This is a genomic window from Arthrobacter sp. SPT-J7, from assembly GCF_059089965.1.
In genome coordinates this window covers 1-12,474 of sequence record NZ_JBNHFF010000087.1, presented here as the reverse complement: position 1 = coordinate 12,474, position 12,474 = coordinate 1, and the positions used below count along the sequence as shown (strand labels likewise).

The following is a 12,474-nucleotide window of genomic DNA, read 5'->3' as shown; positions in this document are numbered from 1 at the left end:
TAGGGTGCCTACCGTGAGCATCGCCAAGGGCAGCCGGGCAAAAAGACCCAGGGGAAGGAACCCGCGGCCGGCAAGGTGTGGAAGCCTGGCAAACCGGCCACCGGAGGCAGGCTGCGGATTGGCGGGTGCCTCGGCGGGGGGAGGGGCAGGCTGCCCCGATGTGGAGGGCTGGCCAGGTGAAAGGGAAGTAGAGGATTTCAATTGCGGGCTCGTTCAGTCATGCGCATCGTCCCTCCTCCCGATGCGCTGAACCCGGTAACCATCCGAGTATATCCGGCCTTTCTACTCCCTCAGACCTGGACCTCCACTGCTTCGGCTATCCGCAAGGTGGACCCGTTCCTGGTCTTCACCACCTGCAGCTGGGTTCCGATCCGTTGCTTCATCTCCCCTACGTGGCTGACCAAGCCCACCACCCTCCCGCCGTCCCGCAGGCCTTCGAGGGCATCCATCACCTGTTCCAGGGACTGCTCGTCAAGGCTGCCGAAGCCTTCGTCCACAAAAAGCGTTTCGATCTCGACGCCGCCTGACTCCTGCTGGACAACGTCCGCCAATCCGAGTGCCAGGGAAAGCGACGCCATAAAGGATTCACCCCCGGACAGGGTGGACGTGTCCCGGCGGTGCCCGGTCCATTGATCCACCACTTCAAGGCCCAGCCCTGATTTTGCACCGCGCGCCGCCTTCGCGTCAGTATGCTGCAAGAGGTACCTGCCGTCGCTCATCGCCACCAGGCGCTCAGACGCGGCCAGGGCCACCTGCTCCAGCCGCGCTGCCAGTACGTAGCTGTTCAGGCTCATCCGGTACGTGTTGTCTCCCCTGCCGGCCGCCACGTCCGCCAGGCCTGAAAGCATGCGGGCACGCCCTGCAGGCCCGCGGGCGGACCCGGCCAACTCCTCATAGCCGGCACGGATGGAGGTCAGCGACTCAAGGCAGCGCTTGGCCAGGCCTGCCGCCAAATCCGCATCACGTGCTGCCTTCGCGGCAGCGGCAGCTTCGGCCTGCAGGGCGGCGAGCTGCTGTTCGTCCGGTGTGCGTCCGGCAGCCGCCTCCTCCAGGGCAAGCACAATATCCTCTGATGCGAACAGCTCCGCCACCCTTGCGGCTTCATCCTGGGCTGACCGCATCGTGGCTTCCAGGGCCGCAGCTTCACTGGCGGCCAGCAGGTGTTTCCGGGCCTCTTCAACGGTGGCGAACCCGGCTTCCGGCAACGCCTGCTCCAGCTGTTCCAGCGCCTCCTCGGCCTGGGCCTTGGCTGAGCCCAACTCGGCCTGGGCGTCAACGGCTTTGCCTAGCATCGCGGCAGCGTTTTCCAGGGCACGCAACCGATGGGCCAGACTGCGGTGGCCTGCCCTCAGTCCTGACAATGCCTGGTTTAGCAAAGACGACTGTTCGGCCACGTCCGCAATGGAGGACTCGACCTGGGCCAGCTCGGCCTCGGTGCGGGAGTGGGACGTCTGTGCTGCTGCAAGGTCGGCCTCAAGTACTTCAAGCCGCGACCGTGCCGCCGCGAGTTCCTTAACTGCCTGTTCAGCCTCGGCTGCCGCGCGGCGGGCTTCCCGGGCCGCGCCGAAGGCCTCCTCCTTGGCTGTTTTCCCACCTTGGCCGGCGAGGACGGCTACCAGCTGGTTTGCTTCGGCCAGCCTGTGGCCGGCCGCTGCGAATTCGGCTTCGGCGGCTTCATGAAGCTCGTGGGCTGTTTCCTCCTCCTGCGCAAGTCCGGGGCCGCCGCCGTGGATCGTCGCCGGCAACGGGTGGTCGTGGCTTCCGCACACCGGGCACTGTTCTCCCTCGACCAGCTTGGCGGCGAGCTCGGCGGCGGCATTGGCCAGCCGCTGCTCCCTGACGTCAAGCCAGCGCTGTTTGGTCTCCAGTTGGTTCTCCCGGGCTGCGGCGTGTTCCAGCTTCGCTGCGTCGCGGACGGCAGCAGCCGCAGCGTAGCGCTGGACCACGTCCAGCAACTCCTCGGCCGTCGTCGCTTCCTTCGTGCGCAGGGCCGCCACTCCCGCACGCACCTCCAAAGGTCCCAGGCCGTCGGTGAGGCGGGACCGTTCGTCGGCAAGGCTCTCCACACGGCTGGCCAGTGCAGCGCCAGCCTCGGCCAGTTCCTGCTGTTTGGCCACCAGCTGCTGGTGTTTTGACCGGAGCACCTTGAACCGGTCCTCGTCCGGAAGTCTTGCTTCGACCACCGCCAGCAGGGAACGGATCCTGTTCAATTCGTCAACTGCGCCGGGAACCGCCGCGGGGCCGGACAGAGCCAGGGCGTCCGCTGCCGGGAAGCCGAGCTCCAACTGGGCGAGTTCAGGGTCTTCGTCAGCAGCCAGTCGAAGCAGTGTAAAAGCCGATTCCATGGCATCGGCTGCTCGCCGGACCTTGACCGCCCCCGCGTCCACGCTGCGCAGTTGTCCGGCGAGTACCTCTGCCTGGCGGTGCCGACCAAGCCGGAATTTAAGGCTCTCCAGCTGCGGCCCGGCGTCCTTCACGGCTGCCTGCCGCGCCGTCGCTTCCTCCAGCCTGCGGTGGCGCTCCCTGCGTGCAGTCTCGGCAGCGACGCGCCGGGCACGTTCCTGGCTTGCCAACTCCGCGCTTCTTGCCTGGTCCGCCAGTTCCCGTAACCGTTGCCCGGCAGCATCCTTCAGCCAGTCCAGCCGGGCAGCAGGATTGTGCCCAGCCTGGCCAGCCGCCTCGTCAAGCTGCAAGGTTGCCGCTTCCGACTCGGCTCGGGCCGCCAGCAGCTCAAGCTTGCCGGCAAGGACAGACACTTCCTCCTTTGCTACCTGCGCCTGGCGGGACAGCTCCTGTTCAACCGCTTCGAACCGCTCCGTGCCAAAAAGCTTCTGCAAGAGCTCGAGCCGGTCAGTGGCCTTCGACCGCAGGAATGCAGCAAAGTCACCCTGCGGCAGCATCACCACCCGGGTAAATTGCTCACGGTCCATTGCCAGCAGGGCCAGTATTTCCGCCCCTGCCTCGTCATTGCGAGCGGACTTCTCGATCCACATCCCATTCACACGTTCCCGCAGGAGGGTTTTGGCCTGCTGGGTGGTAAACCCGTTCCTGCCCCTGGCGCTGGGCTTTTCCCACGCAGGGGAACGCGTCACCTCGTAACGGCGGCCCTGCGCGGAAAATTCGCAGCTGACGGCGGGTTCCTGGCCTGGCTCCGCATGGTCGCTGCGCAGCCGTTTGCCGTCCTGGCGCGCTCCGGGAACCGAACCGTACAAGGCGAAGCAGATGGCGTCCAGCACACTCGTTTTTCCTGCACCGGTGGGGCCGTTGAGCAGGAAAAGGCCGTGCGCGCTTAGCCTGTCGAAATCCACCTCCTCTGTGCCGGCAAAGGGACCGAACCCGGAGATTCGGAGCCTGTGGATCCTCATCGCGAAACCTCCAGAAGGCGGACGTTCTCCAGTGCACCCGCGAGCGCGGCCTTCTCGGCGTCGTCCGGGTTCCGGCCACGGACGTGCTCCAGGAACCCGCAGCATACGGCCAGGTCATCGGGCGCTTCAGCGAGCCTGCTGCTGTACGTTGAGGCGGCGTTGCCAGGTCCGCCCTCCGGCTCAAACCCCAGCACGAGGGTGTCGGGGAAACGTGAACGAAGACGGTCCATGGCCCGGGCAGGACGCTGGGCGTCGGTCAACGTCACCTGGCAGTAGGCGGTTTCGGCCCATGAGTATTTGGGCGATTCGAGCAGATCAGCCAAGGGACCACGCAGCACGGCCAGGGTTCGCGGGGCATCCCATAGGACTTCCTCCACACCGGCCACGCCGTCGGCATCAATATCAATGAGCCACGCACCCTTCTGGTGGGAGGCTTCGGAGAATGAGTAGGCGAGCGGGGATCCGGAGTACCTGACCCTGGGCGACAGGGTCTGGCGCCCGTGCAGGTGGCCCAGTGCCGTATAGCTGAAGCCGTCAAAGAGGTCCAGCGGAACGGCGCCCACCCCGCCGATGCTGAGGTCGCGTTCGCTGTCCGAGCTGATGCCTCCGCTGGCAAAGGTATGGGCAAGCACCACCGAGTGGACTCTTTGCGACGCCGAACGGCGTTCGATGTCCCGGCGGATGAGTTCTGTTGCCGCGCGGGTTACCTCGAAGTGGCTGGCGGCCTGGGCTCCCAGCTGTTCAGAAACGAGCCGTGGTTCGAGCCAAGGTATGCCGTAGATGGCCACTACCGCTTCACCTGCAGATGCTTCCCCGGCAGACGAACTGCCCACTGGCACCAGCAGGGGCTGGTCAAGGCCCCCCAGGCTGGTCCGCAAATGCACTCCGCCGCGTTCCAGCAAACGCGAGGCGAAGCCCAGGCGAATGGCAGAGTCGTGGTTACCGCTGGTGAGCACCACCTGGGCTCCCGCCGACGTCAGCCGGACCAGGGCGTCATCAAGCAGGTGCACCACATCCACACCGGGCAGGGCACGGTCGTAGACATCCCCGGCGATCAGCACAATATCCACGGCGTGCCCGGTGACGGCGCCCACCAGCTGGTCGACGAAGGCCCGTTGCGCGTCCAGCATACCGACGCCGTGGAAGGACCGGCCCAGATGCCAGTCCGATGTGTGAAGTAGCCTCATGTTTCTAAGCTATCGGCTGCCACTGACACTTCCGGCAACCCCCGCCGGTGCCGGGATCAGCCACGCTTGCCCTCGAAGAACTCCTGGGCTTCGCTGGGCTCACCGGCTGTGTCCTCTCGGGTCCGTGCGTCTTCTCCGGTACGTGCGTCCTCTCCGGCCGCTTTCTCCGCCCCGGGCTCCCCGGAAGCGCTGGGAGTTATGCCGTTGCCAAAACTCCTGAACACCAGCCCAGCGACGGCAGCGCCCACCAGTGGAGCGGCCACGAACACCCAGACCTGTTCAAGCGCCCACCCCGAACTGAAGACGCCAGAGGCAACGGCCCGGGCGGGATTGAAGGGCAGGTTGCCAACGGACTGGCCCAGCTGCAGGAGAACGGCAAAAGACAAACCTACCGCGACTGCGGCGGCGGAGCGGCTGGTGTAGCCCCTTCCGGCCGTACCCAGGAAAACGGCCACAATGATTGCGGCTCCCAGCATTTCCAGGAGGAGCACCGCCGCCAGCGGCGCCTGGATGATGGAGTGATCGCCAAAGCCGGCCGCTACGGTGTCGAACGCTGTCCGGCTGTCCGCTATCCCCGGCAGCGTGCGCAGGATTCCGTAAAGGGCCAGGGCCGCCACCATCCCGCCGGCCACCTGTGCCCCGGCATAGGCGGCTGCTGTGCCGGCACGGATGCGGCCGGCGAGGAGATGGCCGGCAGTGACGGCAGGGTTGAAATGGCCACCCGAAACGTGTCCAAAGGCGAGCATGGCGGCGGTAACCGCAAGGCCAGCGGCAAGGGCGGCAGGCAACGGACTGGATTGTGGAATGCTGAACAACGGCACCCCGAGGCCTGCCAGGGTCAGGAAAAGGCTGCCGAACGCCTCCGCCGTCAACCGTGGCAGGAGCCCTGGCTGGGCTGCTTCGGAGCCGGACGGCCGCGGTGCATTGTGACGGGCCGGGACAGGCGTGCTCATGGTGGGACCTTCAGGTAGGCGGACGGGGGGTTGCTTCAGGCAACCCGGGCAGTATTCCAGCGCAGGCTGTGCGTTCGCTGGGACGGAAGTTTTGGGAGCGGCGCGAAGCTCGCGCCGGCACGCGTCAAAGGGCCCCGGCACACCACGGTAAATTTACTGCATGAGCATCGAGCCGGACACTTCCACGCCCTCCCTCAAGTCCCGCATCCACGGCTGCCTCCTGGGCGGCGCACTTGGCGACTCCCTGGGTTACGCGGTGGAGTTCGACTCGATCGACCAGATCCGCGCCCGCTTCGGTGCATCCGGTGTGACCGGTTTCGAGGCCCTGGCAGGAACGAGCCACTTCTCCGACGACACACAAATGACGCTCTACACCGTGGACGGCCTTGTGGAGGCGCTGGAATGGGCGAACTCGGGGGTGGGCGCCGACGTCAATGCCTGCCTGTGGCTCGCGTACCTGCGCTGGCTCGCAACGCAGGGCGAAGCGGCCCCGGCATCGGCCCCGGTGCCCCAGCCGCGCTGGATCGATGAGCAGCAGGTCCTGCATCAGCGGCGGCATCCCGGCAAAGCCTGCATCTCCGGCCTGGCCACTGGCGAAATGGGCACCTCGGTCCGGCCGGTGAACCCTGAGTCGAAGGGTTGCGGGACAGTGATGCGGTCCGCTCCGTTCGGGCTGATCCCGCACATAACGCCCGACGCCGTCTACAAGCTGAGTTCCGACGCCGCCTCCCTGACGCATGGCCATCCGTCAGCGCGCCAGAGCGCAGGAACCTTCAGCCTCCTGATCCACCGGCTCGTGGCCGGTGACGGCATGCGCGAAGCAGCCGCCGAAGCCCTCGCCCATGCCGCCGGCTTGGACGGGGTGGCTCCCGAACTGCCCAAGCGGCTGGAGGGCGCACTCCGGCTGGCCGGCAAAGGCATCGTGACGCCGGAGGAAATCGTCCAGGCACTCGGCGAGGGATGGGTGGCTGAGGAAGCACTCGCCGTCGCACTTTACGCTGCCCTGGCCACCCTTCCCGACGCCCCCGCTGGAGACCCTGTGCAGCACTTCCGCAAAGCGGTGGCCCTGGCCGTCAACCACAGTGGTGACAGTGATTCGACCGGCTCCCTGGCCGGGAACATCGTGGGCGCCTTCTACGGCGAGGCTTGCCTGCCCGGCGAATGGCTTGATGCCCTGGAGGCACCGGAGGTCATCCGGGGCATGGCCGACCAGCTCGTGGCGGTTACGTCCGCCGAAGGCTGACGTTGTTGCAGGCCTCGCAGACATCTTCCGGTATCAGGCCGCGGCGCTGCAGGAAGCCGAAGACCACACAACCAAGGCAAAAGCCGGCGAAGGCTTCAAGCGACGCCGCCACGATGAGGATGCCCAGCACCGTCCAGGCGGCGGGAACTGCGCCGGCAATGTACAGGACGAGGGCCACGGTGGAGACCACGGCTCCCATGCCTTGGGCAAAGCGTTTGGGCGGCCCCGGAACGAGCCTGACCCGGCCCAGCCGGGGCGTAATGACTTTGACGGAGAGCAGTGCCAGCGGCGAGATCCGGGGGCCGAAGAGCAGCCGGAGCCAAAATCCGACAGCGATGGCCAGCAGTCCCCATCCTGACCCCATGGCTGCCGTAACCAGGGCAAGCAGCACCACAAGCCCTGCCGTCACGCGGGCGGCGTACTCGTTGACGGGGTTGGGGAAGGCAAGCAGCGGGCGCATGAGCCAAGGCTTGGGGCAGGCGACGCCGGGAGGCAGCTTTGTTGCGCCGCGTGAACCTGGACGGCTCTGCGCCTCAGGCACTGACGGCGGCGGCAAAGCTGCCCACCATCTGCAGGAATTCCCCCTCCGACAGGACCTCGATGGCCCGGCCGCGCTCGTGGAGCTCCAGAACGCGCCGGGCTTTGCCCGTGAGCCTCCCGGAACGGAGGTCCGAGGCCACGAAGCCGTCCCCCACTACCAGCACAGTGGTGCGTCCGGTGACCCTGCTTTCGGGCCGGGCACCAACCTCCGCCGACCTCAGCTTCGCTTCCGGCCGGGCCATGGAAAGCTGTCCCGTAAAAACAACCGTCTGGCCGTAGAGCGGGTGGCCGGGGTGGGCATCGGGGTTGGGGTCCGGGTTGGCCCCCTCCTCCGGCCAGCCCGACTGGAACGGGCTGACCAGCGCTGCCCCGCTGCCGGCCGCACTCGAGACAGCGGCCAGGCTCGCCTTCGACAACCCGTCCGTTGCCGGGTTGAAGGCCTCCTGGCGCGGCATCTCGAGCCCCAGGGAAAGGTATAGCTCGGCGATGCTGCTGGCTCCGTTGCGGCGGGCGATGTCGATGAGGATACCCGCGCATGCACGCGCATCTTCGGCGGCGTCGTGGTGCTTGACCAGGGGTACGCCGGCTTCCTCCGCCGCAAACGGCAGGGAGTTGGAGACCAGCGAGTAGCACCGGCGGGAAAGCATGACGGTGCAGACGTAGTCGTAGGCAGGGCCCGCCAGCCCCGAGACCTCGAGTCCGGAGCGGATGACGCCCAGGTCAAAAGCGGCATTGTGGGCGGCAAGGATGTCATCACCGATGAACGTGCCAATTTCCGGGAAAAGCTCCCCGAAGCGCGGCATTCCGGCAACATCGCGGGCGCTGATGCCGTGGATACGCACGTTGTGGTAATCAAAGTGGTCATGGTTGGCCGGCGGCCGCATCAACCACGAAGCTTCCTCGACGATCCGCCCGCCCCTGACTTTCGTCAGTCCTACAGCACAGGGCGAGCCCCGGAATCCGTTCGCAGTCTCGAAGTCGATCGCCGTAAAGTCCAAACCCACGGGGCCAACCATACCTCCGGGGACGATCCTTCCCCCGTCAGCCGTGCCGTCCTGTCATGGATATCACCAGGCAAGCCCGTGGGGGGAACCCCTCTGCGGCTGGGGCCTGAGGTGCGTCAAGTACCCTTGAGTGGTGAACTTTCCTGTGATGAACGACTTCGCTGTGTCCATGCTGGGTGGTGCGGGACCGGTGCAGCCACAGCTGGCATCCTTCCTGCCCGACTGGCTGAACCCCCAGGTCTTCCTGGCCGATCCTGCCCTGGCGCCCTGGGTGGTCCTGCTGGTGTGCGGCATCGTCTTCGCGGAAACCGGCCTGCTGGTGGGCTTCTTCCTGCCGGGAGACTCCATGCTTTTCACCGCAGGCCTGCTGGTGGCCACTGACACCATCAAGTTCAACGTCTGGCTTTTCGCGCTGCTGATCATAGTGTCGGCCATTATCGGCAACCAGACCGGTTACCTGATTGGCTCCAAGGCCGGACCGGCCATCTTCAACAAGCCCAATTCGCGCCTCTTCAAGCGGGAAAACGTTGAGAACGCGCACGCCTTTTTCGAAAAGCACGGCGGCAAGGCGCTGATACTGGCCCGCTTCGTCCCGATCATCAGGACCTTCGTTCCAGTCATCGTCGGCGTCGCGCAGATGAACAAAAGGAAGTTCTTCCTCTTCAACGTGATCGGCGCTGTCCTCTGGGGCGGCGGCGTGACGCTCCTGGGTTACCTGCTGGGTGACCGTATCCCCTGGGTGCGCGAAAACCTGGACATCATCTTCATCGCCATCGTCCTGGTCTCGGTCCTGCCCATCGGCGTCGAAGTCCTCCGCGGCGTGTCGGCAAAACGCCAGGCGAAGGCCTACGGCACCGACCCGGTGGACGAGTTTATCGAGGAACATGCTCCCGAGAGCGAGCATAAGACACCGCGCGATATCCACGAGGGCACCCGCCTCGAGGAACATGCCCCAGAGGACTGGCGCAAGGCACCTCGTGATATCCCTGAGGGCACCCGCTCAGACTAGGTTGCCTGGCGCTGTCCGTGCCGCCGGCAAGATCCCTTGGCCGTTAAACAGCTGTGCTCCCCGTTCCCGCGGGGAGCACAGCTGTTTAAGAACGGCAAGGGCAGTTACGGGTCCTGCAGGGCCTCGACGACGGCCGGCAGAAGCGCCCGGAAGGCCTTGCCGCGGTGGCTGATGGCATTCTTCTCGTCGGCGGACAGCTCCGCACAGCTTCGCTCTTCCCCCACCGGCTGCAGCACGGGATCATAGCCGAACCCGCCGTCGCCGCGGGGTTCGCGCAGCAGGACGCCCTCCAGCTGGCCGTATTCCACCACCTCGCGCCCCGGTCCGCTATCCGATCCCGGTACTGCCAGCGCAGCCGCGCAAACAAAAGCAGCGCCCCGGTGGGCGTCCGGCACGTCGGAAAGCTGGTTCAGCAGGAGCCGCAGGTTCGCTTCGTCGTCGCCGTGGCTGCCGGACCACCGTGCAGAGAAGATTCCCGGGGCTCCGCCCATCACATCCACAGCAAGGCCGGAGTCATCGGCGATGGCCACCAGGCCTGTTGCTTCGGCGACAGCGCGAGCCTTCAGCAGCGAATTCTCGGCGAAGGTAACACCGGTTTCGACGACGTCGGGGGCACCTGCCGAGGCGGCATCCACCACCTGGGTATCGACGTCGAGCCCCGGCACCTGTCCCCGCAGCAGTTCGCGCAGCTCCCGGAGTTTTCCTTTGTTATGGGTGGCAAGCACCAGGCGCGGGGCGGCGGGCGCCGCGCTCACAGGGTGTCTGCCAAAGTTTCGCGCTGGATTGCGGCGAGCTGGGTGGTGCCCAGCAAGGCCAGATCCAGGAGCTGGTCCAGTTCCGCGCGATCGAAGGGGGCACCCTCGGCGGTGCCCTGCACCTCCACGAATTTGCCGGAGCCCGTGACCACCACATTCATGTCGGTCTCCGCCCGGACATCCTCAACGTAGGGCAAGTCCAGCATGGGAACGCCGTCGATGATACCCACCGACACTGCAGCGATGGTGTCGATGAGGGGCTGGGCGTTCTTCGCGATGAGCTTGTTGTCACGGGCAAACCTGATGGAGTCAGCGAGCGCAACGTAGGCACCCGTGATGGCTGCCGTCCGGGTTCCGCCGTCTGCCTGGAGGACGTCGCAGTCCAGCACGATGGTATTTTCGCCCAGGGCCTTGGTGTCGATGATGGAACGCAGGGAACGGCCGATGAGCCGGGAGATCTCGTGGGTGCGGCCGCCGATTTTGCCTTTGACCGATTCGCGGTCGGACCTGGTGTTAGTGGCCCTCGGCAGCATGGCGTACTCGGCCGTCACCCAGCCGCGGCCCTCACCCTTGAGCCAGCGCGGTACTCCCGGAGTGAGGGAGGCGGTGCACAGGACCCTGGTGTTGCCGAACTCGATCAGCGCCGATCCTTCAGCCTGGTTGGACCATCCGCGGGTGATGCTGATGGGCCGGAGCTGGTCCGGGGCGCGGCCGTCGGCGCGCACGATGGGCACTGCAGTTGCTTCAGAAGTCATGCCTTTAGCTTATCCACTGCAGGCCGCAGGCGGATTCCAGCGTCCACTGCGATGCCGCCGGGGACGTGCCGCCTAGATGGTGTAATGGACGCCGGCCACAGCCACAGCGACGTCGCCGCCGAAGACCGGACGGGCCTCGGCCATCACGGTGGTCTGCGAGGTCCACACCGGAATGTGCGTCAGAAGGAGCCGGCGTGCGCCGGCAGCGGCAGCGGCCTCCCCTGCACGCTTGCCGGTCAGGTGGACGTCCTTGATCCCGTCATCGCGGCCTTCCTCAAACGCCGCCTCGCAGAGGAACAGGTCCGCGTCCTTGGCGGCCTCTTCCAGCCCGGCACAGGAGTCAGTGTCACCGGAGTAGGTCAGGATCCGGGAGACCGTGTTGCCTTCCTTGTCCGGCTCCACCACTTCCACCCGCAGGGCGTAGCACTCCTCGATGGGGTGGTTGACGGCGAAAGGAGTCACAGTGAAGGGTCCTACGGTGACCGCTTCCCGTTCCGCCCAATTGGTGAAGTCGAACTCCTCACGCATCCCCGGGTCCAGCTCCAGGCCGTAGGCGGTGGCCATCCGGTCTGCCGTGGCGGCCGGTCCCCACACCGGGATCCGCCCCCGGCCCCAGCCGCCCGGCTTCCATCGGACCGCCACGTGCAGGCCGCAAAGGTCCATGCAGTGGTCCGGATGCAGGTGCGTGAGGAAGATCGCGTCGATGTCCTCAAGGTCCGTGTAGCGCTGGATAGCGCCCAGTGCGCCGCTGCCCAGGTCCATCACCACTTTCCACGTCCGCTCGCCATCGTTCGCCGTCAGGAGGTAGCACGACGCCGGGGAGCCGGGGCCGGGGAAGGATCCGGTACAGCCTACGATGGTGAGCTTCACTGGCCGATGCCTCCGGTCACTGAGCTGCCCACGAAGTTGGAAATCCGGGGGCGGCTGCGGGCACCTTGTGCGGCCGCGATCATTTCGGGAGTGATGCGGGCCAGGCTGCCGGTGGGGTACTGCGCGGATACGTGGTCAACGTGCCGGACAGAAAGCACTTCGGGTCCCAGGAACCTGCGCGCCAACGCCTCGAACTGGCCCGCGTCCCCGGTAGCCACGAAGTGGTGTTCCGGCGGCGCGGCGTCCGTGCGCTGCAGGTCATGGGTGGCCAGGGCCCGGTAGACATCCTTGGCCGTCTCCTCCGCACTGGACACCAAGGTTACGTCTGCCCCCATAACGTAGGAGATGACACCGGTGAGTAGCGGGTAGTGCGTGCAGCCCAGGACGACCGTATCCACGCCGGAAGCCTTGAGCGGAGCGAGGTACTCCTCTGCGACAGCCAGCAGGGCCGGGCCGGTCGTGATCCCGGCCTCCACGTAGCTGACGAACTCCGGGCAGGCCACCGAGGTGATGTGCAGGTCCGGCGCTGCTGCAAACGTGTCCTCGTATGCCCGGGAGCCCACGGTGGCCGACGTGCCGATCACGCCCACCCTTCCGCTGCGGGTGGCGGCAACGGCACGGCGCACGGCGGGCTGGATGACCTCTATGACGGGAATGCCGTACCTGGCGGTGTAACGCTCCCGGGCATCGCGCAGCACAGCAGCCGACGCCGAATTGCAGGCTATGGTGAGGAGCTTGACTCCGGAGTCCACAAGTTCGTCCATCACACCGAGCGCGTTGGCCCGGACTTCCG

At 66.3% G+C, this 12,474-nt stretch carries 11 protein-coding genes; 2 read left to right on the top strand and 9 right to left on the bottom strand.

What is annotated here, in order from left to right; all coding sequences use genetic code 11:
• Positions 1 to 290 precede the first annotated feature (290 nt).
• Genes AC5RWX_RS24280 through AC5RWX_RS24270 form a run of 3 tightly spaced genes read right to left on the bottom strand, consistent with a single transcriptional unit; the run spans position 291 to position 5,505 of the window.
• Complete coding sequence (locus tag AC5RWX_RS24280) at positions 291 to 3,365, bottom strand: AAA family ATPase (protein WP_494098847.1); 3,075 nt, start codon at positions 3,363 to 3,365, stop codon at positions 291 to 293.
• Positions 3,362 to 4,552 (bottom strand): exonuclease SbcCD subunit D, encoded by a 1,191-nt coding sequence (locus AC5RWX_RS24275; protein ID WP_494098846.1) that lies wholly within the window; start codon positions 4,550 to 4,552, stop codon positions 3,362 to 3,364. Before AC5RWX_RS24275 ends, AC5RWX_RS24280 begins: the two co-directional genes overlap by 4 nt.
• Before the next feature lie 56 nt (positions 4,553 to 4,608).
• Positions 4,609 to 5,505 (bottom strand): MIP/aquaporin family protein, encoded by an 897-nt coding sequence (locus tag AC5RWX_RS24270; protein WP_494098845.1) that lies wholly within the window; start codon positions 5,503 to 5,505, stop codon positions 4,609 to 4,611.
• A 160-nt stretch (positions 5,506 to 5,665) separates the two neighbouring features.
• Here AC5RWX_RS24270 and AC5RWX_RS24265 point away from each other — a divergent pair, with 160 nt between their 5' ends.
• Positions 5,666 to 6,748 (top strand): ADP-ribosylglycohydrolase family protein, encoded by a 1,083-nt coding sequence (locus AC5RWX_RS24265; protein WP_494098844.1) that lies wholly within the window; start codon positions 5,666 to 5,668, stop codon positions 6,746 to 6,748.
• On the opposite strand, the gene AC5RWX_RS24260 is transcribed toward AC5RWX_RS24265, so the two are convergent.
• Entirely contained in the window at positions 6,729 to 7,208 is a 480-nt protein-coding gene (locus AC5RWX_RS24260; RefSeq protein ID WP_494098843.1) for a DUF4395 domain-containing protein, read from the bottom strand. The two genes, AC5RWX_RS24265 and AC5RWX_RS24260, sit on opposite strands and share 20 nt — an antisense overlap.
• Positions 7,209 to 7,281: 73 nt before the next feature.
• A complete protein-coding gene (locus tag AC5RWX_RS24255; protein ID WP_494098842.1) occupies positions 7,282 to 8,292 on the bottom strand; it encodes a 3'-5' exonuclease in 1,011 nt (336 codons plus the stop codon).
• 148 nt (positions 8,293 to 8,440) lie between these two features.
• On the opposite strand from AC5RWX_RS24255, the gene AC5RWX_RS24250 reads away from it, so the two are divergent.
• A complete protein-coding gene (locus tag AC5RWX_RS24250; protein WP_494098848.1) occupies positions 8,441 to 9,301 on the top strand; it encodes a DedA family protein in 861 nt (286 codons plus the stop codon).
• Positions 9,302 to 9,405: 104 nt separating this feature from the next.
• Here the strand turns inward: AC5RWX_RS24250 and rdgB are convergent, their stop codons facing one another.
• The 4 genes from rdgB to murI form a co-directional block, all read right to left on the bottom strand.
• Entirely contained in the window at positions 9,406 to 10,056 is a 651-nt protein-coding gene (gene rdgB, locus AC5RWX_RS24245) for an RdgB/HAM1 family non-canonical purine NTP pyrophosphatase (protein ID WP_494098841.1), read from the bottom strand.
• A complete protein-coding gene (rph, locus tag AC5RWX_RS24240) occupies positions 10,053 to 10,811 on the bottom strand; it encodes a ribonuclease PH (RefSeq protein ID WP_163162542.1) in 759 nt (252 codons plus the stop codon). The genes rdgB and rph overlap by 4 nt, the downstream gene beginning before the upstream one ends.
• Before the next feature lie 72 nt (positions 10,812 to 10,883).
• Positions 10,884 to 11,681: an MBL fold metallo-hydrolase gene (locus AC5RWX_RS24235; protein WP_494098840.1), complete on the bottom strand. Its 798-nt coding sequence runs from the start codon at positions 11,679 to 11,681 to the stop codon at positions 10,884 to 10,886.
• On the bottom strand, positions 11,678 to 12,474 hold a 797-nt coding region (gene murI, locus AC5RWX_RS24230; RefSeq protein WP_494098839.1), incomplete at its 5' end, for a glutamate racemase. The genes AC5RWX_RS24235 and murI, both read right to left, overlap by 4 nt.

Excerpts from the sequence above, each read along its gene's own strand:
- AC5RWX_RS24265 (WP_494098844.1), top strand. The coding sequence starts at position 5,666 with ATGAGCATCGAGCCGGACACTTCCACGCCCTCCCTCAAGTCCCGCATC.
- rph (WP_163162542.1), bottom strand. The coding sequence starts at position 10,811 with ATGACTTCTGAAGCAACTGCAGTGCCCATCGTGCGCGCCGACGGCCGC.
- AC5RWX_RS24280 (WP_494098847.1), bottom strand. The coding sequence starts at position 3,365 with ATGAGGATCCACAGGCTCCGAATCTCCGGGTTCGGTCCCTTTGCCGGC.
- AC5RWX_RS24260 (WP_494098843.1), bottom strand. The coding sequence starts at position 7,208 with ATGCGCCCGCTGCTTGCCTTCCCCAACCCCGTCAACGAGTACGCCGCC.
- AC5RWX_RS24275 (WP_494098846.1), bottom strand. The coding sequence starts at position 4,552 with ATGAGGCTACTTCACACATCGGACTGGCATCTGGGCCGGTCCTTCCAC.
- AC5RWX_RS24270 (WP_494098845.1), bottom strand. The coding sequence starts at position 5,505 with ATGAGCACGCCTGTCCCGGCCCGTCACAATGCACCGCGGCCGTCCGGC.
- AC5RWX_RS24250 (WP_494098848.1), top strand. The coding sequence starts at position 8,441 with ATGAACGACTTCGCTGTGTCCATGCTGGGTGGTGCGGGACCGGTGCAG.